Here is a 23,750-nt window from a genome sequence, read left to right as displayed (position 1 = left end):
GTATTATAACAGGAATTATTTATCTGGAATAGGAAAAATCTCCCTTTTTCTGCCTATTTAAAATAGCATTTATAAGTACAAGAACAATAGTCATAACTCCTTGTACTAGAATAACTTTAATTAGTAGACTAAAATCCATTTTATTACTTGCCTTTATTCCCTCTAAATACCAGTAAGGAGGAAAAATTGAAGAAAGTTTAAGTAAATACTGTGGCAAAAGCTCCTGTGGAACAAATATTCCTGTAATGAAGCATAGGCTTAAAGAAATAATATTGTTAAGGGCGCCATTACTAGAAGAGTCCTTTGACTTAGAACTTACTAAGTATGCAAGGGCAACCATTGGTATTGTAAAAGCTATTAAATTAATTAAATATAAGGGATATTTTTCCAAACTTGTCTTATTTTTAAATAGTTCCAGTAAAGAAAATCCTAGACAGATAATTAACATCAGTATTAAGGACGATGCATATATTGAAATAATGAACTTATTAAATTTTGTTTTAGAAACTCTTACTCTATTCTCTACACCATCACGCAAAAAGGAGTTATATCCTAAATAAATTATAGACAGGGAAAATAGTATTATTATATAGGCTAAATAGGTGTAATAAAATTCGGTATTATTTCTACTAGTATTATCTAATATTTTAAAGTCTGCATTTTCAGATAATATATTTATACTTTCTTTATTGGAGTTTTCAATATTATATTTTTCTAAAGTAGCATTGGTATTTAAATACTCATCTATAGATAAATTTATGGCTACAGGGGCAACGGAATCTTCTTTAGCAAAATAGGATAGGTTATTTTCCTTGTCAATAAATAGCACGTAGGATGTAATATTACCAAATAATTTATCCTTGGCATTTTCATCAGAAATATTTTCTTTTCTAACCCTATATTTTGTTTCTAAAAATTCGATTAAATTTTTGCTTTTGTTATTATTTGCCTTGTCAATTACTGTTATATGATAATTTGTGTCCAATGTTTCTACATTTGAAGCATTGTTAATACTTAATAATATGGTAAAAAGTACTATATATAAAATTAATGACCATTTATTTGCGAAAATTATTTTAAAGTAGTTTTTAAATGTTTTCATTTTTTCTTCTCCTAGTGGTAAATAATATTAATATTACGAAGATTATAATTAAAGCCAATATATTAAAAAGATTTAATAAATAACTACTATTATTTTCAAAGTAATAAATGTTTTTGTAGGCCTTAGTAATAACAGTTGCCGGATTAATATATTTTATTATAGGTAATTTTTCTTCTATTATATAAGGAGTGGTATTAACCATCATCCCTGCTAAAAAACAGCTAAAGACATAAATAATAGCACTTATATTATACTTGGTGGCAAGTTTGGTTTTAAGCAGTAAGGATATAAGTACACCAAACAATAATCCCAATATGGTTCCTAAGGTTGAAGTTATAATTATTTTAGGCAAATACTCTGCTAAAGAAGCTTTTAGTATTAATAAATAGCCTATAGCAACATATGTTACAAACAAGGAGAAGGTTAGGGCTCCTAAAAATTGTGAAAAAATCAATTTGAATTTATTAGTAGGGGAAACCAATATTCTTTTTACATATCTCATTTCTGATTTTGGATTTAAAATTTCTCCAATGTCAATTCCTTGGTTTGAAGCAGAAAGACAGGCCATAGCAAGTATTGTAAAGAAATATATAAGTGATTCGTTTTTACTGGACGAATCGAATTTGTTTTTTATATTATTGTCTTTGTTATAGGTATCCATAATTTCTTCAGGATTAATATTAATGTCCTTGGCTAACACTTTTCCGTACATCTTATGAATATGCTTGTACATATTCACTGTTTCATAAACTAAAGAAGAAGATAGATTATAGTCCTTAACAACTACTTCTAAATTTTCTGAACCTTTAATGTAGGCAGTAATTTCTTCTTCCTTTAAATCTTTTTCATAGTCAGAACTTTCAATTATTTTAAAAGCTTTTTCTTTATCCGATATTTTAATATCTCCCAGAGTTTTAGCTACTGCTGTGTTTTCAACTGCAATGGGAATGGTTTCAAAAAGGCCCTCATTATCAATATTTGCAATTGTTAAGTTAAAAAGGGTTAGAAATATAATTGGAAGGGTTAGACTAAAAAATAAGGTAGATTTATTTTGAAATAATTCCTTTAGTTTTAATTTGTAATTGTTAATAACCATTATCTCTTAACTCCCTTCCTGTAATTTCTAAAAAGACATCATTTAATGTTGGAGTTTTAATATTAAGGGAATCATATATTATATTGTTCTTATTTAAATAATTTATTATATTACTAATAGCCAAAGCATTTTCAACAATTATTTTTAAATCATTTTTATTTTTTAATATTTTACTTACACCTCTTATGTTGTTTAATTCATCCATATAGTTTTTATCTATTTTAATATTTGATATTTCCAAGGAATTTCCTAAACCAACAAAGGATTTTAGTTCTTTTGATGTTCCTGTAACTAAAATATGGCCTTTATCAATTATTGAAATTTTATTTGCCAAATATTCTACCTCTTCCATATAGTGAGAAGTGTATATAATAGTAGCACCTTTTAAATTCAATTCTTTAATACCTTGGAGGATTTTATTTCTAGATTGAGGGTCAACTGCTACTGTTGGTTCATCAAAAATAATTAATTCCGGTTTATGAGCTATTCCACAGGCAATATTAAGTCTTCTTAGTAAACCTCCACTTAATTTTTTTGGTAGAAACCTTCTAAAATCATTTAATTCTACAAAATCTATTGCCTCTTCTATATACTGTTTCCTTAATTTTTTATCTTTAATATAAAGACCACAGAAAAAATCTATATTATCATAAACATTTAAGTCATATATTACAGAAACATCTTGAGGAATATAACCGATTTTTGCCTTAATATTATTTTTTGATGAATTCATTTTTTCATTAAAAATAAAAATATCACCTTTTTCATAATTTAAGAGAGAAAGAATACAGTTAATTGCTGTAGTTTTTCCTGAACCATTAGGTCCGACTAAACCATATATATCACCATTATCAACACTTAAATTAAAGTTGTTAAGGGCTAGTACTTCTTTATATTGTTTAAATAAATTCTTAACTTCTATCATAATAACCTCCTAAGTTTTATTGTTAACTATACTTTAAGCTATTTTTTTCTTTCATGGTAGTGAATAAAATCACTACTTATATGACATTTGTCATTAAAGTAATTTTTACAAATTTGTTATAAGTACAAAGATAAGGGTATATAGATTATGTAAATATATTAATAAATAGAAAAGAATATAAATAAATAGGAGGGTTTTATGGAAGACACAAATATCAACAAATTACCATTATTAGGCGACAAGGCACCGGAATTTACTGCAAATACAACACAGGGAACTATAAATTTCCCACAGGACTATGAGGGAAGTTGGGTTATATTATTTTCCCATCCTGCAGATTTTACACCGGTTTGTACAACGGAATTTATAACTTTTGCATCAATGGAAGAAGAATTTGCTGAACTAAATACAAAACTTATAGGTCTATCAATTGACTCTACACCATCACATATTGCTTGGTTAAATGCAATTGAAGATTTAGAATGGAAGGATTATAAAAATATAAAAGTTAATTTTCCGGTTATAGATGATATAACAATGGATGTAGCAAAAAAATACGGTATGATTCAACCAAATCAATCTAAAACTTCAGCTGTAAGAGCAGTATTTGTTATAGATCCAAAGGGAATAGTTAGAACTATACTTTATTATCCACTTTCAACTGGAAGAAATTTCGATGAAATAAAAAGAATTATTCAAGCATTACAAAAAGTCGATAAGGACAATGTAGCAACACCAGCTGACTGGCGTCCAGGCGACGATGCCATAGTACCTGCTGTAGCAACACAAGCAGAAGCTAAAGAGAGAATAGATAATTTAGCTGACAATGAATACAGTCTTGCTTGGTTCTTAACATTTAGAAAAGATAAATAAATTTAAATCCTATACTTATGAATACTATAAGTATAGGATTTTTTTGTTTTATTATGAAAATCCTTAAATATATTCTATAATTAATAGTATTAAAACAAGGTGGGATTTTATGAACAATTATTTAAGTAGTTTTTTTATTTGGTGTATTACAACAATATACTTCCTTATAACTTTCCCCTTAGGAAATTCTATTATTCCTTTAATTTCCCTAGGCCTATTAACTTGTGCATATTTATTAAAAAATAAAAAATTCAAGTTTTTAACAATGATTATTTTTATTATATTAATTTATATAGAAATAAAGTTTCTTTATTTTGTCCCCATACTGTTATATAACCTACTAAATAGAGATAGAATATTTAATATTCTTATATTAGTTTTTGCAATTTTAGTCGTTTGGAATGTTTTTAATAAAGAACAGTCTCTCTTTATTATTTTAAATATATTTATAGCTGTTTTATTTAAATTTAAAGATATGAAAATAGCCTATTTAGATAATAAATATAGGAATTTCATAATAGAATCAAATGAAAAGAACTTTAAATTGAAAACTGAAAACCAATTATTAATAGAGGAACAGGACAAGGGAATTTCCCTTGCTATTTCCAAAGAGAGAAATAGAATTGCAAGGGATATACATGATGGTGTGGGACATATTATTTCCCGTTCTATCTTACAAGTTGGTGCCTTAATTGTAAGAGAAGAAGATAATAGCAGAATAAATAATTTAAACTTATTAAAGGATTCCTTAACAGAATCCATGGAAGAGTTAAGAAAAAGTTTACATAATTTACAAGAGGATAGCATAAACCTTAAAAATGAGTTGGAAAAAATCATTCAAAATTATATTTTTTCTGATATTATCTTTAATTATAATCTTAACGAAAATAAAGATTTAAATTTTAAATATTCAATTATATATATTGTAAATGAATGTTTAAATAATATTATGAAGCATTCAAATGCAACTTTGGTAGAAATTAATTTAAGGGAAACAGCCAATAATATATATATTTTAATAAAGGATAATGGAACAAATCAGAAAATAATTAAGTATGGTATTGGTTTAAATTCAATTCAAACTAGGGTAGAGGCAATAAATGGAAAATTACAAGTTTCAAATGAAAAGGGATTTAGAGTTTTTATTAATATAGAGAAAGAGGAAATATGAATATAATAATTATTGACGATGATAAGATGATTACCTATGCATTAAAGACCATTGTTGAATCGGACAGGGAAATAGAAGTAGTTGGAATTGGCTATGGATATGAAGATGCTATAAGTTTTTTAGAAAAGGAAATAATAGATATTGCTTTATTGGATATAAGAATGGGGGATAAAACCGGAATAGACATTCTAGAATATATAAATAATAAAAATATCGCTACAAGAGTATTGTTTCTAACAACTTTTTTAGACGATGAATACATAAAAAACGCCTTGTCATTAGGAGCTTATGGTTATATTTTAAAGGATGATTTTGAAAATATTATACCTGCTATAAAGGCTGTCAATGCAGGTCAAAAGGTTTTTGGATCAAATGTGTTAAATACAATATACAATGAAAGTGTGAACAAGAAGGAAATTTCAAAAATATTAACAGAAAAAGAATTGATTATTTTAAAAGAAGTAGCTGAAGGTTTAAACAATAAAGAAATTTCAAATAAATTATATTTAAGTGAAGGAACTATAAGAAATTATATTAGTTCAATCTTAGAAAAACTTGACTTAAGAGATAGAACTCAATTGGCGATTTACTATTTAAACAATAAATAAGACAGGAAAACCTGTCTTATTTGAAAAATTCTAAAAATGCCTTGTAAATATATTCCTGGTCTTTTACTCCGGCTAATTCCCTTATGGAATGCATTGAAAGTATAGGATTTCCGATATCTACTGAATTTATATTTAAATTTTGAGTAGTAATAGGACCAATAGTTGAGCCACCTAATATGTCTGAACGGTTTACAAAGTATTGAACTGGAATATTTACACTATTACATAATTGTGAAAAGATTGATGATGAAACTCCATCACTAGTATAATTCATTCTTGCGGACACCTTTATAACCGGACCTTTGTTAATTAAGGGTGAATTTGTAGGGTCGTTTTTCTCAATATAATTAGGATGTACTGAGTGAGCTTGGTCGGCAGAAATTAAAAATGATTTATCTAATGCAATTTCAAAATCTTCAAAACTACCACCACTTGTAGTAATAATTCTTTTTAAAGTATCTCTTAAAAAAGGGGAGCCTGCACCTTGTTTTGTTTGGGAACCTACTTCTTCGTTATCAGAAACCAGTACAAGTTTTGTAAACTCCGAATCTTCTGAATTTAATAAGGCCTCCATACTAGCGTGGGCCATTCCAAGATTATCGATTTTTCCAATTGTAAAGAATTCCTTATTATTACCAAGAAATTCACCCTTTTGTCTATCATATAGGAAAAGATCAAAATCTAATATATTATTTATATCCTCATTTATTTCTTTTGAAATAATATTTAAAAGGTAGTTTTCTTTTTCGAGTTCTTCGTTTATTAATCCAATAATTGGTAAAGTATCTTTTTGCTTATTATATTTATAACCGTTGTTTATTTCACGATTCATGTGAATAGCTAGGTTTGGTATAATAAGAAGATTTTTGTCTATATTAATATTTCTTATAGTTGGACTAAAAATATCCTTTGATTTTAATACAACTCTACCTGCTAAAGATAAGGGTCTGTCAAACCAAGTGCTTAATATAGGACCACCATAAACTTCTGTATTGAGTTTTACAAAATGGTTTTTTTCAAATATTTCAGGAGAAGGTTTAACTCTGAAAGTTGGTGAATCACTATGGGAACCAATTATTCTAAAATAATTGTCCTTTAAGTTATTTCCCATTTGAAAAGCTATAATTGCACTGTTATTATTTGAAACAAAATATTTTCCGTTTCTTTTTAAGTTCCATTTTTTATTTCTAGAAAGTTTTGTATAACCTTTCTCCATAAGAGATTTTTCAAAATTATCCACTACATGAAAAACTGATGGACTATTATCAATAAAGTTCATAAGTCTTTTTACAATTTCTATATTTTCCATATAACACCTCATTAATTTTTTAATCGTATTTATTATAACATTAATGAAATTTTTTATTTAAATATAAATATAAGAAGTTAAAAGGCAGGTATAATTTAGTGGACTTGAAGAAGATACAGTATAGTGCTATAATTAAATTATCTTCAGGGCGAGGTTAAATTCCTCACCGGCGGTAAAGTCCGCGAGCCGTAAGGGTTGAATTGGTGAAATTCCAATACCGACAGTATAGTCTGGATGAAAGAAGAAAGCTGAATAAATGCTAATTTGTATATCCAAATGCCCGGAAGTATTAAAGGGGCATTTTTTATGTCCTAAATATTTAGGAGGATATAATGAGAAAAAATAATAATTTATCTATAATGATAAAAGTAGCACTACTTGGAGCCATAGCTTCAATATTAATGTTGTTTGATTTTCCTTTGCCTTTTGCACCACCATTTATGAAAATAGATGTTTCAGAGGTGCCGGCAATTATTGCAGGATTTACATTTGGTCCTTTATGGGGATTTATAGTAATTGTTGTTAAACTTTTATTAAAATTTTTAACACAAGGAACTTTAACAGCAGGATTTGGTGAATTATCGAATTTAATAGTTTCATCTTCCCTAGTTGTTACGGCATCATTAATATACAAAAGAAAGAAAACATTTAAAAATGCGATTTTTTCACTAACAATAGGAATTATTTTAATGAGTGCATTAGCAACCTTAAGTAACTACTATGTAATATTTCCACTATATGGATTACCAATGGAGACCTTTGCGCCTTCAATGGAGAAAATTAATCCGTTAGTTAGTAATGTGCCAACTTTTATCTTATTTTCAATTGTACCTTTTAATATAATTAAAGGTGCTTTAAACGCTATGATTTTAGGAATATTGTATAAACCTTTATTACCTAGATTAGGTAAAAGTTATGGCAGTTAAAATTAAGTTTAAACCTTAATAATTTAATATTGCCAAAAAAAGAATTATGAAATATACTTTTAGAATCGTAGCAATACGATTCTTTTTTAATTAATAATATTCAATATAAGGATTGCTTGATTTAGCTATAAGTTTTATACTAGTATAATGAGGTGGATTATGTATAAATACATTTCAAAAAATGAAAAAGAAACAAATGAGTTTGCTAAAAAAATATCTAAAGCCTTAAAAAAAGGATATGTAATTTCCTTAAAAGGAGAAATGGGAGCAGGTAAAACTACTTTTACAAAAATGATAGCAGATTCATTAAATATAAAGGATAATGTAACAAGTCCTACTTTTTCCCTAGTTAATACTTACTATGGTAATATAGAACTAAATCATTTAGATTTATACAGATTAGAAGATGAATCGGAAGTGGAAACTATAGATATAGATAATTATTATTATCCTAGTGGGGTAACAATAGTAGAGTGGGCAGAAAGAGCCTTAAATTATTTACCAAGAGACTATATAGAAATTTCTATAAACAAACTAGGAGAAACAGAAAGAGAATTTGTTATTGAAGGTAAAAATAATAAAGAAAAAGAACTAATAGAAAGATTGAAGTAAAATGAAAATATTAAGTATTGACACTTCAACTATGATTTCAAGCTGTTCAGTTATGGAAGATGGAATTATAATTGGAGATTATAATATAAATCAAGAATTAACACATAGTGAAACATTAGTACCTATGATTAAAGATTTATTAAAAAATTTAAATATAAAAATAGAAGATATAGACCTATATGTTGTTGGGAAAGGGCCAGGTTCTTTTACAGGACTTAGAATTGGAATGACTGTAGGAAAGACTTTTGCTCAAATTTTCAATAAGGACATAATAGGTATTTCAACCTTAAAGGCCCTAGCTTCTCAAATTATAAGTGATAAAATAATAGTTCCAATTTTAGATGCTAGAGGAGGAAGGGTATATTATGGTGTTTATAAATACAGTAATAATGAAATAATTAATATAGAAGATGATAATTTAATTTATTTTGATGAACTTATGAATAAATTAAATGAAAAATATGATGAAATTATTTTTGTTGGCGATATTAATTCTGACTTTGAAATGGAAATAAAGGAAAATAATAAATTTTCAATAGCACCTGCATCTTTAAATAGTTGTATTGGCAGAAGTTTATGTTTTTTAGCTAACAAGGAAAAGAATGGGGTTTTAGAAGAAAGTTATTTAACTTTAAAACCGGAATATATAAGAAAATCACAAGCACAAAGGGACTTGGAGATGAAGATTAAAAATGTTTAAAATTAGAAAGATGATTTATTCTGATATAGATTTAATTTCAGAATTAGAAAGAAAGATTTTTAAAAATCCTTGGTCATATGAAAGTTTTAAAAGTGCCTTAAATAATGAATATGCCCATTATTTTGTAGTGGAAAAAAACAATGACTTAATAGGTTATTTCGGGATGATAATTGTTTTAGATGAATGTCAGATTCATAATATTGGAATAATAGAAGAAGAACAAAATCAAGGATATGGAAATAAAATTATGCAATATATAGTAGATTATTGTAAGGAGAACAATATAAAATATATATCGCTAGAAGTAAGGGAATATAATTTTAAAGCAATTCATTTATATAGTAAGTTTGGATTTAAGAAAATGTCTAGAATAAATGGATATTATACAAACCCTTCTGAAGATGGATTATTAATGAGATTAGATATAGGAGAAAAATTTGAAAGAATTGAAAATTCTAGCTATAGAAACGTCATGTGATGAAACCTCTGTAGCTGTTATAAAAAATGGTAGAGAAATAATGTCAAATATTATATCCTCTCAAATATCTACACATAGGATTTTTGGTGGAGTTGTACCTGAAATTGCCAGCAGAATGCATTTGGAAAATATAAATTTAATTATTAAAGAAGCTTTAGAAGAAGCTAAAATTGGTTTTGAAGATATTGATCTAGTTGCTTGTACAAAGGGTCCTGGACTAATTGGTGCATTATTAGTTGGAATTTCATCAGCAAAGGCAATTTCCTTTGCTTTAGACATTCCTTTAGTAGGTGTAAACCATATGGAAGGTCATATTTGTGCAAATTATTTAGTTCATAAGGATTTAGAGCCGCCATTTATTGGCTTAATAGTTTCCGGTGGCCATACTTATCTAGTTCAAGTAAATAGCTACACTGACTTTGAAATTATTGGTAGAACAAGAGATGATGCAGCAGGAGAGTCCTTTGATAAAATTGCCAGAGCTTTAGGATTAGCCTATCCAGGTGGACCTGAAATAGATGCTCAAGCCAAAAAGGGAAATCCGGAAGCAATAGACTTTCCAAGGGTAATAATAGATAAAAAAACTTATGATTTTAGCTTTAGTGGTTTAAAAACATCTGTTTTAAATTATATAAATAATCAGAAGCAAAAAAATATAGAGTTAAATATACCGGATATATGTGCTAGTTTTCAACAAGCCGTTTTAGATGTTTTAATTGAAAAATCCTATAGATTGTTAAAAGAAAAAAATATGAATAAATTTGTTATTTCTGGAGGAGTTGCGGCAAATTCTAAATTAATAGAAATGGCAGAAAAAATGGGAGAAGAAAACAATATAAAAGTATATTATCCTAGTAAAATTTTAAGTACCGATAATGCTGCTATGATTGGTTGTGCGGCTTATTATGACTATATTAATGGTAAAAGAGATGAATTGAGTTTAAAAGTTTATCCGAATTTAGAATTAGGACAATAAAAAATAAGAAGGGAAAAGTCGGGTAGAAGTAATGGTTTTAATACCTGATTTTTTTTAGCAAAAAAATTGGATTTTATAAAAAATATAAAAAAATTATTATAAATATGAGTTTTTATTGATAAATCTTATCAATAGTTATAGAATAGATATGGATAACAATTATCAAAGCATTATATTTAAATGGTTTTCTTATATATAAATATTAAACAAAGGATTAGTGATAAATATGATATTAACAATTGCACCTGTAGGGGTGCCTTTAAAAATAGTCCATATTAGAGGAAAAGATAGTCAACAGAAACAATTGGCAAATATGGGATTTGTGTTAGATGCTGAATTAAGAATAGTGAATGAAATGATGGGAAATCTTATAATATCCATAAAAGGATGTAGGGTAGCTATTGGAAAAGATTTAGCAAATAGAATTAAAGTTGAAATAATATAAAGGGGTGTTTATTTGATTACTTTAGATAATGCAGAGGTAGGAAAAACCTATTCAGTTAAAAAAATTAATGGTAGCGGTGCTATTAGACGTAGAATTATGGATATGGGAATTACAAAAGGAGTAGAACTATATATAAAAAAAGTTGCTCCCTTAGGTGATCCGGTTCAAATTACTTTAAGAGGTTATGAGTTAACATTAAGAAAACAAGATGCAGAAATTATAGAAGTAGAGGAGAATTAAATGAGCAAGTTTACAATTGCTTTAGCCGGTAACCCCAATAGTGGAAAGACAACCTTGTTTAACCTTTTAACCGGTAGTGAACAATATGTTGGTAACTGGCCAGGGGTAACGGTAGAAAGAAAAGAAGGATTATATAAAAAGGACAAGGAAATAAATATTGTGGATCTACCGGGAATATATTCTTTGTCACCATATACTTTAGAAGAGGTTGTTTCTAGAGATTATTTAATAGACGAAAATCCTGATGTTATTATTAATATTTTAGATGCTACAAATTTAGAAAGAAATTTATATTTAACTACCCAATTAATGGAATTGGGAATTCCTGTTGTAATTGCACTTAATATGATGGACCTAGTGGATAAAACAGGTGAGAAAATATTAACAAATGAATTAGAAGACCATTTAAAATGTAAAGTTGTAAAAATTTCTGCCTTGAAAAAAACAGGAATTGATGAATTAATTGAGGCTTGCGAAAAGGTTAAAGATGACAAGGTAGAACCTTTAAAAATATTCAATGAATCTATTGAAAAATATATTGAAGATATTAAGAACATATCTACTAAAGTAGATTATCATAACAGTATAAGATGGATTGCTGTTAAACTTTTAGAAAATGATGAAAAGATAATAGAAAAAATTGGATTAGATGATTCAGAAAAAAATAAATTAAATGGTTTATTAAATAAATTTGAAGATGAATTTGATGATGATGGAGAAGGTGTTATAACAGACGGGCGATATAATTTTGTAAGCAATATAACTAAACATATTATTAAAAACAAAAGGTCCGGCCTTAGTACATCAGATAAAATAGATAGAATAGTTACAAATAGATTTTTAGCAATTCCTATTTTTGCCGTATTTATGTTTGCTATATATTATATTTCTATAAAAATAGGTAATGATATTTTAGGTGAATGGGTTAATGGAACGCTAATTGAAGAAATTATACAAGGTGGAGCAGAAAATCTTTTAGTAGGTTGGGGAGTTTCAGCTTGGCTAGTAAGTTTAATAGTTAACGGTATTATTGGTGGTGTAGGAGCGGTACTTGGATTTTTACCAGTTATTGCAGTACTTTATTTTTTCATTGCCATTTTGGAAGATATTGGATACATGGCAAGAATTGCATTTATTTTAGATAGAATATTTAGAAAATTTGGATTATCCGGTAAATCTTTTATTCCGATTTTAATTGGTATAGGTTGCTCAGTACCGGGAATAATGGCTACAAGAACAATAGAATCAGACAAGGACAGAAGAATGACAATAGTAGTTGCTTCCTTTATGCCTTGTGGTGCAAAATCAGAAATAATTGCCTTATTTGCAGCATCTGTTTTTGTTGGTAAATGGTGGTTTGCACCTATTTGTTATTTTGCAGGTATAGCTGCAGTAATAGTAAGTGGAATAATTTTAAAGAAAACCAGCAGATTTGCTGGAGAGGCAGCTCCTTTTGTAATGGAACTTCCGTCATACCATATGCCTAAACTTGGAAATGTTTTAAGAGTAACTTGGCAAAGGATAAAAGCCTTTATTATAAAAGCAGGAACAATAATTTTAGTTGCTACAATTGCAATTTGGTTTTTACAAAATATAAGTACATCTGGTGAATTTGCTGAATTTTCAGCAGAAAGTCATTCACTATTAGAAGCAATTGGAAAATTCTTTGCACCTATATTTAAACCTTTAGGTTTTGGTAACTGGTTAGCAGCAGTTTCATCTGTGGTAGGTTTAATAGCAAAGGAAATGGTTGTAAGTACCTATGGAGTAGTTGCCGGCGTTGGGGCTGACTTGACTTTTGAAAGTCCGGACATGATCCAATTTGCATCTCTAGCTTTTACAACAGTTTCAGCTATGAGCTTTATGATTTTCAATCAATTGAACATACCTTGTTTCGCAGCAGTAGGAGCAATAAGACAGGAAATGAAAAGTGGCAAATGGACTGCTTTTGCCTTAATTTACCAAATGGTATTTGCTTATACAATATCATTGATGATATATCAATTTGGTTCTGTTCTTATATTAGGTAATGACTTTACAATATGGACAGGAGTGGCTTTAGTAATATTAGCTGTATATATATTCCTGTTATTTAGACCGGATAAAAATAAAATAGATAAAAGAAAATTAAGTAGGTCCATAGACTAGATTAAGAAAGAAGGGTTATTATGGCTACAATAGTAGTATTAATCTTACTAGTTGGCATAGTTGCATTTGCTATTAGAAGTATGAGAAAGAACAAATCAAGCTGTGGTAGTTGTAGTTCTTGTCATATAAGCAATTGTCAATCTAATAAAAAATAAAATAAAAAATAGTTTAGTATTATTTTTATAATACTAAACTATTTTTTTCTTTTTAAATTGAAAAATTTCCCTCTGACCTAAATTGCTTTGGAGTTATTCCATATTCGCTTTTAAATTGGTGGCAAAAATAAGATGTACTATCAAAGCCTACTAAATGAGAAATTTCATTAATAGACAGATTACTGTCTAAAAGCAAAAGAATTGCTTTTTCTAATCTAAAGTTCAATAAAATAGTTGGTAGACTATTTCCTACGTGTTTAGAAATTAAATTAGATAAGTAAGATTTACTAATATGGAATTTATTGGATAAGATTTCCAAGGTTATTTTTTTCCACAGTTGTTGTAAATATAAATTAGAATGGTTTTAATTAAAGGATTTGTACAATTATAAATTAACTTATTTTGTGATGCAGTATAAAAATCCAACATTTCAAAAAAAACCTTTTTTAAGGATTTAATATTTGTTGATTCTGAAATTTTTAAAAGAAAAGCATTCCTTTCGTTTAATATTGCAGTTGTATATTCAATATCCTTAATGTTTTTAATAGTATTCCAGTAGAATATTCCATTAAATTGTATTAAATAGCTTTTGAAAAAGTCAAAACTAGTATGGTCTTCAGCAATTTTATTAAATATTGATTCAGAAAGCTCTTTAGTCTTGTCTCTGTCCTTCATTAAAACAGCTCTAATTAATTGATTTTCTAAAATGTCCAAAACAAACTCCTAAATGTTAATAAATTTATATAATTTACATTATTTTAACATAAATTAAGTATTTCAACTAGTTAAATTTGATTTACTAGTACAGAATACTATATAATTAGTATGTAATTTGGGAATAATAGAAAAGGAGATTAGGATGAACAATTTATTAAAAAGGTTTTTTTCAGTATTTTTAATGACGGTTTTAACTTTTTCTACTATTGCAGTTAGTATTGGAAATGGAGGAACTTCCTATGCAAGTTCGTCTAATAGTGTAAGTATTAGTAGGAACGAAATAGTTAAAAATAATGTAGTTTATTTAAATTCTACTAAAAACAATAATATTAATGCAAGTTCTACAATTTCTTATGTAGATAATAATGGAGAAGAGTTGAAATTTAGTCCAGTATATAACGATGATACTGAAACTTATTATTTTGAAGTTTTAATTAACAAGGCTGGTAATTGGAAAGTAAAAGAACATAACATTGAAGGTATTACTAATATCGATGAATTAGATATTACTGTACATGATACTTTAAACGATATGACAGGTTCTTCAACAGGATATGTTTATACTTCTGCTATTACAGGAAATAGCAATATTAGTGGTGAAAATTTAGAACAAATTTTATCACAATTAATAGGTTTAAATAGAAATGGAAATTACTCAGAAGTTAAAGTAACTATTGGAAATGGTAACAGCTCAGGTATTTTTTATATTGATTTTGATGGTGTATCCTCTTCTATAAATATTCCTAGTAATATTTATCTAGAAGCTGGTAACTATACTTTAACAATAGAGGTAGATGGTTATTCAACTACAGAAAATATAGTATTAACAACTGACTATACCAATGTTGAAGATATTAATTATGATGAATCTCCACAATTAAGAAGTCTATCATCAACTTCAAAACTATCTAGTGATTTTTATGTAAAGAGATACTCAGGAAACGATAGATATGCTACAGCGGTAGAAATTTCTAAATCAAAATTTTCAACTGCTGAAAATATAATCTTAGTTAACGGCGATTCAGTAAATGAAATATTATCAGCAGCTAGTTTAGCAAAACAAAAAAATGCTCCGATTTTATTAACTAAAGCAGACACATTAAATAACTATTCTGAAGCTGAAATAAATAGACTAAAGGCTAAGAATATTTTTATAGTTGGTAGCGAAAAAGAAATTGGAAAAGGTATTGAAACAAAGTTACAAAATAATGGAAAAGTAGTTACAAGATTAACAGGTTCTAATATTTATAAAACAGCTATTTCAGTTGCAAAGCAACTAAGTAGTTTTAATACTGTTATTGTATCTTCTTCATCTAGTTATTCAGACTCTTTATCGGCAGCAGCTTTATCAGCTAGTAAGGGATATCCGATTTTATATGTTGAAAATTCTTCAATACCAAATGATACTTTAAATTATATAAAGTCAAGTAATTGTTCTGTTATTTTAGTAGGTGGGCCTGCGACTATTAGTAATTCTGTGCAAGATAAATTAAAAGCAGAAAGCAAGTCCGTTACAAGAGTACATGGAGCTAATAGATATGGAACAAGTATTAATTTAGCTAAAAATTATTTTAGCTCAACAAGTATTATTAATTTAGCAACTGGAAATACTTTTGCAGATTCTTTAAGTGGTGCATCAGTAGCAGGTTTGAACAATTCCCCAGTTGTACTAGTAGAAGGCAATTCAGTTAGTGCAGATTTAAAGGGATATATTACTTCATCTAAGGCAAAAACTATAAATATTTATGGTGGTCCAGCTAGTGTTAGTAAAGAATATGAAAATAGTGTACAAAAAACTTTAAATGAAATATATAATAGTTCATCTATTCAAGGAAGTAATACTTCTGTTAAAATATTATTGGACCCGGGACACGGTGCCGGCTCATCCCATAATAGGGGTTATGTTGGACCAAGATGGAAAAATGAAGGTGATGGAAATTATTATTTCTCATTACTTTTAAAGAAAGAATTAGAAGCATATGGAATTCAAGTAGGTACTACTAGAGCTAGTATAGGAAAAGATCCTTCTTTAGCATCACGTGGACAATCTGCTAAAGGCTATGATTTATTTATTTCTTTACACACAAATGCATTAAATGGCTCAGCCAAAGGTGTAGAAATCTATGAAGATGTTAATGCAAGGGCAACTTCATTGGCAACTAATTTAACAAAAACCATATCATCAACCTTGGGAACATCAAATAGAGGTGTTAAGTACAGATATTATGGAGCAAATACAAGTGGAGTTAATCCTAAATCAAACTACTATGGAGTTTTAAGAAATAATGCGGCTCCAGCAGGAATGTTAATTGAACATTGTTTCCATGATAATCTTGCAGATGTTACTAAATATGAGTCAAAAGCAGAAACATTAGCTAAAAATATGGCTAGTACAATTGCCTCATATTATGGCGTAAAATAAGAGACTACTTATGTAGTCTTTTTTTAATGCAAAATAGAAAAAAATATGATATACTTAGTCAATGTGAGTAGTTGTACATTTTATATTTGGAGGAATAATTATGAGCGCAGTTTTAGTAAATAAAGAAAAAAATAGAGCAGTGTTTACTGTGGAAGTAGCACAAAATAAATTTGAAGAAGCTATACAAAAAGCTTATATTAAAAATAAAAAAAGATTTTCAATACCAGGATTTAGAAAGGGAAAGGTACCTAGAAAAATAATTGAACTGAATTATGGCGAAGGTATTTTTTATGAAGATGCTATAAATATATTATTACCAGAAGTATACGAAGAAGCATTAAATGAATTGGATTTAGATCCAGTAGATAATCCGGAAATTGATATCGATGAATTAAATAGGGAAAACCCTGTTAAAATAAAATTTGAAGTTGATGTAAAGCCAGAACCTAAATTAGGCGATTACAGTAATCTTGAAGCAGAATTAGAATCCTATGAAGTTAAAGAAGAGGATATTGAAAGAGTTATTAATAGTGCTTTAGAATCTAATTCAAGATTAGTTAGTATAGAAGATAGAGAAGTAAAGGACAAAGACATTGTTAATATAGATTTTGCAGGAAAACTAGATGGAGAATTATTTCCAGGTGGACAGGCTGAAAATTATGAATTAACAATTGGTTCAAATACATTTATACCGGGATTTGAAGAACAGATAATAGGTAAGAAAATTGGAGAGGAATTTGAAGTTAATGTAACCTTCCCTGAAGATTACCAAGAGGAAACTTTAAAGGGAAAAGATGTAGTATTTGAAGTTAAATTAAATTCCATACAAGAAAAAGTTTTACCTGAATTAGATGATGAATTTGTTAAAGATGTTTCAGAATTTGATACTTTAGAAGAATATAGAAATAACATAAAAATTGATTTAGAAGAACAAAACGAATCTAGAAAAAAAATAGATAAAGAAAATAAAGCTATAGAAGCCTTAATTGATGTAATGGAAGTTGAAATACCAGATTCAATGGTAAAAAATGAAATTGAAAGAGAATATGAAGATTTCCTTTATAGAATACAAGGAATGGGCTTAAATGCAGAACAGTATTTTTCCATTACTAACACTTCAGAAGAAGATACTAAAGAAGAATTAAAACCTAATGCAGAAAGAAAAGTAAAATCTGACTTAGCTATAGAAGCTTTAATTGAAGCTGAAGGTATAGAAGCTTCTGATGAAGAAGTAGATAAAGAATTAAATGAATTAGCAGAACAATATGATTCAAAAAATAAAGATAAATTCATTAAAAATATGAAAAAATCAGGTAACTTAGAAATTATTGCTGAAAATGTTAAAAAGAAAAAAGCAGTAGATAAACTTGTTAGTATGGTCAACTTTAAAGAGGAATCTAAATAAAAGATATTTAAAGGAGGCAAAATTATGGCATTAGTACCAATGGTAGTAGAGCAAACAAATAGAGGGGAAAGATCTTATGATATTTTTTCCAGACTATTAAAAGATAGAATAATTTTTATAAGTGGAGAAATTAATAATGTTATGGCTGATTTAGTTGTAGCACAATTACTTTTTTTAGAATCTGAAGATCCTAAAAAAGATATTCAAATATATATTAATTCTCCAGGTGGTTCAGTTAGTGCAGGATTTGCCATATATGATACAATGCAATATGTTAAATGTGATGTAAGTACAATTTGTATTGGTATGGCTGCAAGTATGGGAGCATTTTTACTTGCTGCAGGTACTAAGGGAAAGAGATTTTCTTTACCAAATGCAGATATAATGATTCACCAACCATTAGGTGGAGCACAAGGACAAGCTGAAGATATTAGAATTCAAGCTGAAAAAATATTAAAAACAAGAGCAAGATTAAATGATATCCTAGCTGAAAGAACTGGACAACCATTAGAGATTATTGAAAAAGACACAGATAGAGATAATTATATGGATGCTAAGGAAGCAAAGGAATATGGATTAATAGACGAAGTTATAGACAAGTCTAAATAGGGGAATATATGTCAGAAATAGAAGAAAAAAAGATTAGTTGTTCTTTTTGTGGAAAAACTTCTGATGAGGTTAATAGATTAATAGCAGGACCAAATGTTTATATTTGTGACGAATGCGTTAAACTATGTAACGATATAATTGAGGATGAAATTTTTAAAGAAAAAGGAGCTTCTCACTTAGATGAGAAGCTTTATAAACCTATAGAAATGAAAAAAATTCTTGACCAATATGTTATTCAACAAGAAGTAGGAAAGAAAGCTTTATCTGTAGCTGTTTATAATCATTACAAGAGAATAAATAGCAATTACAACAATACGGATATTGAACTTCAAAAGTCCAATATATTATTAATTGGCCCAACAGGATCCGGTAAAACTCTATTGGCACAGACTTTAGCTAAAACATTAGATGTACCTTTTGCAATTGCAGATGCAACATCTCTTACTGAAGCTGGTTATGTTGGCGAAGATGTGGAAAATGTAATATTAAAATTAGTCCAAGCAGCTGATTATGATATTGAAAGAGCTGAACGTGGCATTATCTATATAGATGAAATAGATAAAATTACAAGAAAATCGGCTAATCCTTCCATTACCAGAGATGTTAGTGGTGAAGGAGTTCAACAAGCATTGTTGAAAATCATAGAAGGCATGGTTGCAAATGTTCCACCTCAAGGTGGAAGAAAACATCCTCATCAAGAGTATATACAAATCGATACAACAAATATATTATTTATTTTTGGTGGTGCCTTTGAAGGCATTGAAAAAATTATTGAACAAAGAAAAGAGACAAAATCTATCGGCTTTGGAGCTGATATTAGAGATAGAAAAGAATCAAAAATTGGAGAACTAATTAAAGATATTAGACAGGAAGACTTATTAAAATATGGTTTAATACCAGAATTAATAGGTAGAATTCCGGTTATAGTAACCTTAGAAGAATTGGATATTGATTCTCTTATGAGAATATTAGTTGAACCTAAAAATGCAATAGTAAAACAATACGAAGAATTGTTTAAAATGGATAATGTTGAATTAACATTTACAGAAGAAGGTTTAAAGGCTATTGCACAGAAAGCTTTTGACCGTAAAACTGGAGCTAGAGGATTAAGGTCCATTATTGAAGAAACCCTAATGGATATTATGTTTGAAATACCTTCTAGAGAAGATGTTAAAGAGGTTATTATAGATGCAGATACTATAATTAAAGGTTCAGAACCAAAGTTGGTTTTTAATAAAAAATAAAAAGCTCACTATTGTGAGCTATTTTTTTTAGAGAGGGTTTTATGAATAAAAATATTACTTATGAAGTAAAAAATATTAGATTACCTATTATACCAATGAGAGGTATATGGATATTTCCTAATACTATTATTCATTTTGATGTAGGAAGGGATATTTCTATAAATGCATTAAATGAATCTATGATAAAAGATTCATTGATTTTTTTAACGGCACAAAAAGATGCTAGTATTGATGAACCTAAAATAGGTGATTTTTATGACACTGGCGTTATTGCAGAAATAAAACAGACCTTAAAACTACCTAATGGCAATATGAGAATATTGGTCGAAGGAATAAGTAGGGCAGAAGCGAAAGAATTTATTTTTGAAGATAATTACATTCAAGCAGAGCTAAAAGAATATGTTTATAACGAAGAAAAAGTTGTACTTGATGATAATTTAAAAGCTATTACTAGATTAGTAGTAAATGATGCCAAAGAATATATTAGTTTAAATCCAAATATTTCAACAGAAATGATATTGCCAATACTGGAACAGGATGATCCAAGTCGTTTAGCTGATATTGTTGCTTCCTATATAAACCTAGAAGGCGATGACTATTTTAATATAATAAAAGAACTGGATATTTATAAAAGACTTGAAATATTACATGGTATCTTATTAAAAGAAATCGAATATTTAAAAATCGAAGAAGAAATTAATAAAAAAGTTTCTAAACAAATTAGTAAAAACCAAAGGGAATATTATTTAAAAGAACAATTAATGGCTATTAGACAGGAATTAGGCGAAGATGATGACGAAGAAATAGCTTTTAAATATACAGAACAATTAAAAAAATTAAAATTAAATAAAAAGTCAGAAGAGCACGTATTAAAAGAAATAAATAGATTGAATATCCTTTCACCTGGAAGTCCGGATGTAAATGTAATTCGTTCCTATGTTGAAGAAATATTAAGTTTGCCTTGGAATAAAACTACAAAAGAAAAATATGACATTAAAAAGGCAAGAGATATTCTAGAAGAGGACCACTATGGACTGGAAGATGTTAAAGAAAGAGTATTGGAATTTATTGCAGTTAAAAAAATGACAAAGGGTTTAAAGGGGCCAATATTATGTTTAGTTGGACCACCGGGAGTAGGTAAAACATCAATTGTAAAATCCATAGCTAGAGCTACAAATAGAAACTTTGTTAGTATGCGATTAGGTGGAGTTAGAGATGAGGCTGAAATTAGAGGTCATAGAAAAACCTATATTGGGGCTATGCCTGGTAGAATAATTAAGCTAATGGAAGATGCTGGTACAACAAATCCGGTATTTTTACTAGATGAAATAGATAAACTGTCCTCAGATTTTAGAGGGGATCCTGCATCTGCTTTATTAGAGGTTTTAGACCCTGCTCAAAATGACGCTTTTATAGATAACTATATTGAAATTCCATTTGATTTATCTAAAGTAATGTTTGTTACTACAGCAAACTCATTAAATACCATTCCAGCAGCCTTGCTAGATAGAATGGAAATAATAAGAATTTCCGGCTATACTGAATTTGAAAAACTAAATATTGCTGAAAAATATTTAATACCTAAACAAGTTAAAGAGCATGGCTTAAAACCAAATCAGTTTTCAATTTCAACAGATTCTGTTAAGAAAATGATTACAAATTATACAAGAGAAGCAGGAGTTAGAAATTTAGAAAGATTAATTTCTAAGGCTGTAAGAAAAGCTGTAATGGATATAGTGGAAAAAAATAAAAAAGCTGTTAGAATTTCCTTGAGAAATTTGGAAAAATATATAGGTAATGTGAAAATTGTTGATGATGACATTCCTAAAGAAGACATGGTAGGAGTAGTTAATGGACTTGCTTGGACTGAAACAGGTGGAGAAATATTAACTATTGAAGCAACTGTTATGGAAGGTAGCGGAAAAGTACAATTAACCGGCATGCTTGGGGACGTAATGAAAGAATCGGCTATGGCTGCAGTATCCTTTATAAGAAGTAACCAAGAAAAATTAGGAATAAAAGGTGAGTTTTATAAAAATAAGGATATTCATCTACATTTCCCTGAAGGAGCTGTACCAAAAGATGGACCATCGGCAGGTGTTTCAATTATTACGGCTTTAGTTTCGGCCTTATCAGGTAAGAAAGTAAGCCATGACATTGCCATGACAGGAGAAATTACCTTAAGGGGTAGAGTCTTACCAATTGGTGGAGTTAAAGAAAAAGTATTAGCAGCAAACCGATATGGAATAAAAAATATTATACTACCAAAGGCCAATGAAAAAGATGTAGAGTTAATTCCAAATAAAGTAAGAAAATTATTACAATTTTCTTATGTTGAAACTATTGATGAAGTATTAAATTTAGCTATTAAAGAATCATAAGAAATTATGGTTCTTTTTTTATTTTCCAGAAAATATTTTTCAAATTAAATACATTGTATTATTGTATACTATACAATAATGTATTATAATTATTAATACAAAGAGGTGACAATATGATTATAAAATTAAATATGCAATCCAGCACTCCTGTGTATTTACAGTTAAGAAATGAAATTATAAAGAGGATTGCTAGTAAAGAAATAAATCCGGGAGAAAAACTTCCAACAGTTAGGGATATGGCTAAACAAGTTGGTCTTAATCCAATGACTGTAAACAAAACCTATCAGATTTTAAAAGAAGAAGGTATTGTAAGAACAGAAGGAAGAAATGGTGTTACAGTAAGAGAGGACATTGTAGCTAATGAATTGTTTTTATCAAAACTAAATAATGAAGTGGAACTTATGGTAACAGAGTCAATAGTTAGAGGTTTCAGTATAGAGAAAATAATAGAGATGATTAATAATACTACTAAAGAATACGGAGAGGTAAAATAGATGTTAATTCTATTTTTAATTTATAATAGTATATTGATACCGGTTGTTTTTTTAATGTACTATTGGAATAAGAAAACTCTAAAATATAATAATGGAGAAATCTTTTTGGTGAAAATTCCCTATTCTGAAAAAGACAATGAAGAAATATCTGAAATTTCTAAAAAACCCCTTAAATTTTTAAAAATATTATCTCTATTAAGTATTATATTTATTCTAATTGGAAGTTGTTTATTTTTTTATAAAGCAAATTATTATATTTTTTTACTAATAATAATATTATTAATTCAGTTAATAATTGATATTTATTTAAATAATCAGAGGAAAAAGGTTCTTACTTTGAAAATAGAAAATAATTGGCAATTTCCCACAGATGTTTTCATAGATACAAAACTGCTTAACTCTAATTTAAAGGCTGAATATAATTTTGCACTATATGGCTCATTAATAGTCTTACTTTTATCGATAAGTATTTTTATATTTCTTCCAAACTTAAGTGAATCAGCATTTTTTCCTTTATTTGCATCAGCTAATATTTTAATTTTCACCTTTATTATGAAGTCTGAAAATTATAATTATCTTAGTGAAAAGTTTGAAGAAAATTATGCATATAATTTGGAAAAATAAAGTCTAATAAGGTAGTTTTAAACCAATTTATTGCTATAAATATTTTTACCTGCAGTCTTTCTATATTAATGCATTTAATTTTAAAGGAAA

General features: G+C 28.0%; 25 protein-coding genes and 1 riboswitch. Of the genes, 19 read left to right on the top strand and 6 right to left on the bottom strand.

Annotated elements, in window-relative coordinates; translation table 11 throughout:
- Positions 1 to 19: 19 nt before the first annotated feature.
- From JFY71_RS11370 to JFY71_RS11360, 3 genes are read right to left on the bottom strand one after another with little or no spacing between them, the layout of a single operon-like run.
- Entirely contained in the window at positions 20 to 1,102 is a 1,083-nt protein-coding gene (locus tag JFY71_RS11370; RefSeq protein ID WP_243660896.1) for an ABC transporter permease, read from the bottom strand.
- Complete coding sequence (locus JFY71_RS11365; RefSeq protein ID WP_243660895.1) at positions 1,089 to 2,198, bottom strand: ABC transporter permease; 1,110 nt, start codon at positions 2,196 to 2,198, stop codon at positions 1,089 to 1,091. Before JFY71_RS11365 ends, JFY71_RS11370 begins: the two co-directional genes overlap by 14 nt.
- On the bottom strand, positions 2,188 to 3,123 hold the full coding sequence (locus JFY71_RS11360) for an ABC transporter ATP-binding protein (RefSeq protein WP_243660894.1): 936 nt from the start codon (positions 3,121 to 3,123) through the stop codon (positions 2,188 to 2,190). Before JFY71_RS11360 ends, JFY71_RS11365 begins: the two co-directional genes overlap by 11 nt.
- A gap of 198 nt (positions 3,124 to 3,321) precedes the next feature.
- On the opposite strand from JFY71_RS11360, the gene JFY71_RS11355 reads away from it, so the two are divergent.
- The 3 genes from JFY71_RS11355 to JFY71_RS11345 all read left to right on the top strand — a co-directional run bounded on the left by JFY71_RS11355 (position 3,322) and on the right by JFY71_RS11345 (position 5,775).
- On the top strand, positions 3,322 to 3,996 hold the full coding sequence (locus JFY71_RS11355; RefSeq protein ID WP_243660893.1) for a peroxiredoxin: 675 nt from the start codon (positions 3,322 to 3,324) through the stop codon (positions 3,994 to 3,996).
- 109 nt (positions 3,997 to 4,105) lie between these two features.
- On the top strand, positions 4,106 to 5,167 hold the full coding sequence (locus JFY71_RS11350) for a sensor histidine kinase (RefSeq protein ID WP_243660892.1): 1,062 nt from the start codon (positions 4,106 to 4,108) through the stop codon (positions 5,165 to 5,167).
- A complete protein-coding gene (locus JFY71_RS11345) occupies positions 5,164 to 5,775 on the top strand; it encodes a response regulator (RefSeq protein WP_243660891.1) in 612 nt (203 codons plus the stop codon). Before JFY71_RS11350 ends, JFY71_RS11345 begins: the two co-directional genes overlap by 4 nt.
- A 16-nt stretch (positions 5,776 to 5,791) precedes the next feature.
- On the opposite strand, the gene JFY71_RS11340 is transcribed toward JFY71_RS11345, so the two are convergent.
- A complete protein-coding gene (locus tag JFY71_RS11340) occupies positions 5,792 to 7,084 on the bottom strand; it encodes a M18 family aminopeptidase (protein WP_420846424.1) in 1,293 nt (430 codons plus the stop codon).
- A 135-nt stretch (positions 7,085 to 7,219) separates the two neighbouring features.
- Positions 7,220 to 7,334: riboswitch (FMN riboswitch) on the top strand.
- 82 nt (positions 7,335 to 7,416) lie between these two features.
- Here JFY71_RS11340 and JFY71_RS11335 point away from each other — a divergent pair.
- From JFY71_RS11335 to JFY71_RS11295, 9 genes are all read left to right on the top strand, one after another.
- The gene (locus JFY71_RS11335) at positions 7,417 to 8,010 is read left to right on the top strand and encodes an ECF transporter S component (protein WP_243660890.1); all 594 of its coding nucleotides are present in this window, start codon (positions 7,417 to 7,419) and stop codon (positions 8,008 to 8,010) included.
- A 159-nt stretch (positions 8,011 to 8,169) separates the two neighbouring features.
- Positions 8,170 to 8,622 carry a tRNA (adenosine(37)-N6)-threonylcarbamoyltransferase complex ATPase subunit type 1 TsaE gene (gene tsaE / locus JFY71_RS11330; RefSeq protein WP_243660889.1) on the top strand — a complete coding sequence of 151 codons (453 nt, stop codon included), beginning with the start codon at positions 8,170 to 8,172 and terminating at the stop codon, positions 8,620 to 8,622.
- A gap of 1 nt (position 8,623) precedes the next feature.
- Complete coding sequence (tsaB, locus tag JFY71_RS11325; protein ID WP_243660888.1) at positions 8,624 to 9,322, top strand: tRNA (adenosine(37)-N6)-threonylcarbamoyltransferase complex dimerization subunit type 1 TsaB; 699 nt, start codon at positions 8,624 to 8,626, stop codon at positions 9,320 to 9,322.
- Positions 9,315 to 9,800, top strand: coding sequence for a ribosomal protein S18-alanine N-acetyltransferase (gene rimI / locus JFY71_RS11320; protein WP_243660887.1), 486 nt, complete (start codon positions 9,315 to 9,317; stop codon positions 9,798 to 9,800). Before tsaB ends, rimI begins: the two co-directional genes overlap by 8 nt.
- On the top strand, positions 9,760 to 10,776 hold the full coding sequence (tsaD, locus tag JFY71_RS11315; RefSeq protein WP_243660886.1) for a tRNA (adenosine(37)-N6)-threonylcarbamoyltransferase complex transferase subunit TsaD: 1,017 nt from the start codon (positions 9,760 to 9,762) through the stop codon (positions 10,774 to 10,776). The genes rimI and tsaD overlap by 41 nt, the downstream gene beginning before the upstream one ends.
- 226 nt (positions 10,777 to 11,002) lie before the next feature.
- Positions 11,003 to 11,221, top strand: coding sequence for a FeoA family protein (locus JFY71_RS11310; protein ID WP_243660885.1), 219 nt, complete (start codon positions 11,003 to 11,005; stop codon positions 11,219 to 11,221).
- A gap of 15 nt (positions 11,222 to 11,236) precedes the next feature.
- The gene (locus JFY71_RS11305) at positions 11,237 to 11,461 is read left to right on the top strand and encodes a FeoA family protein (RefSeq protein WP_420846442.1); all 225 of its coding nucleotides are present in this window, start codon (positions 11,237 to 11,239) and stop codon (positions 11,459 to 11,461) included.
- Positions 11,462 to 13,609, top strand: coding sequence for a ferrous iron transport protein B (gene feoB / locus JFY71_RS11300; protein WP_243660883.1), 2,148 nt, complete (start codon positions 11,462 to 11,464; stop codon positions 13,607 to 13,609).
- 20 nt (positions 13,610 to 13,629) lie between these two features.
- Positions 13,630 to 13,764 carry a FeoB-associated Cys-rich membrane protein gene (locus JFY71_RS11295; RefSeq protein ID WP_243660882.1) on the top strand — a complete coding sequence of 45 codons (135 nt, stop codon included), beginning with the start codon at positions 13,630 to 13,632 and terminating at the stop codon, positions 13,762 to 13,764.
- 52 nt (positions 13,765 to 13,816) lie between these two features.
- Here the strand turns inward: JFY71_RS11295 and JFY71_RS12220 are convergent, their stop codons facing one another.
- Positions 13,817 to 14,083 carry a helix-turn-helix transcriptional regulator gene (locus JFY71_RS12220; protein WP_420846423.1) on the bottom strand — a complete coding sequence of 89 codons (267 nt, stop codon included), beginning with the start codon at positions 14,081 to 14,083 and terminating at the stop codon, positions 13,817 to 13,819.
- A gap of 2 nt (positions 14,084 to 14,085) precedes the next feature.
- On the bottom strand, positions 14,086 to 14,478 hold the full coding sequence (locus tag JFY71_RS11290; RefSeq protein ID WP_243660881.1) for a hypothetical protein: 393 nt from the start codon (positions 14,476 to 14,478) through the stop codon (positions 14,086 to 14,088).
- Between the two features lie 145 nt (positions 14,479 to 14,623).
- Here JFY71_RS11290 and JFY71_RS11285 point away from each other — a divergent pair, with 145 nt between their 5' ends.
- From JFY71_RS11285 to JFY71_RS11255, 7 genes are all read left to right on the top strand, one after another.
- A complete protein-coding gene (locus tag JFY71_RS11285) occupies positions 14,624 to 16,903 on the top strand; it encodes an N-acetylmuramoyl-L-alanine amidase (RefSeq protein WP_243660880.1) in 2,280 nt (759 codons plus the stop codon).
- Positions 16,904 to 17,003: 100 nt separating this feature from the next.
- Positions 17,004 to 18,308: a trigger factor gene (gene tig / locus JFY71_RS11280; protein WP_243660879.1), complete on the top strand. Its 1,305-nt coding sequence runs from the start codon at positions 17,004 to 17,006 to the stop codon at positions 18,306 to 18,308.
- Positions 18,309 to 18,332: 24 nt separating this feature from the next.
- The gene (gene clpP, locus JFY71_RS11275) at positions 18,333 to 18,917 is read left to right on the top strand and encodes an ATP-dependent Clp endopeptidase proteolytic subunit ClpP (RefSeq protein WP_243660878.1); all 585 of its coding nucleotides are present in this window, start codon (positions 18,333 to 18,335) and stop codon (positions 18,915 to 18,917) included.
- Positions 18,918 to 18,925: 8 nt separating this feature from the next.
- Positions 18,926 to 20,161, top strand: a complete 1,236-nt coding sequence (clpX, locus tag JFY71_RS11270) for an ATP-dependent Clp protease ATP-binding subunit ClpX (protein WP_243660877.1) — start codon at positions 18,926 to 18,928, stop codon at positions 20,159 to 20,161.
- Positions 20,162 to 20,202: 41 nt separating this feature from the next.
- Positions 20,203 to 22,542 carry an endopeptidase La gene (lon, locus tag JFY71_RS11265; RefSeq protein WP_243660876.1) on the top strand — a complete coding sequence of 780 codons (2,340 nt, stop codon included), beginning with the start codon at positions 20,203 to 20,205 and terminating at the stop codon, positions 22,540 to 22,542.
- A gap of 113 nt (positions 22,543 to 22,655) precedes the next feature.
- Positions 22,656 to 23,036 carry a GntR family transcriptional regulator gene (locus tag JFY71_RS11260; RefSeq protein ID WP_243660875.1) on the top strand — a complete coding sequence of 127 codons (381 nt, stop codon included), beginning with the start codon at positions 22,656 to 22,658 and terminating at the stop codon, positions 23,034 to 23,036.
- A 108-nt stretch (positions 23,037 to 23,144) separates the two neighbouring features.
- Positions 23,145 to 23,660, top strand: a complete 516-nt coding sequence (locus JFY71_RS11255; protein ID WP_243660874.1) for a hypothetical protein — start codon at positions 23,145 to 23,147, stop codon at positions 23,658 to 23,660.
- Positions 23,661 to 23,750: the final 90 nt, after the last annotated feature.

Source organism: Miniphocaeibacter halophilus (assembly GCF_016458825.1).
Lineage (GTDB): Bacteria > Bacillota > Clostridia > Tissierellales > Peptoniphilaceae > Miniphocaeibacter > Miniphocaeibacter halophilus.
This window is presented reverse-complemented; position numbering and strand designations above follow the sequence as displayed.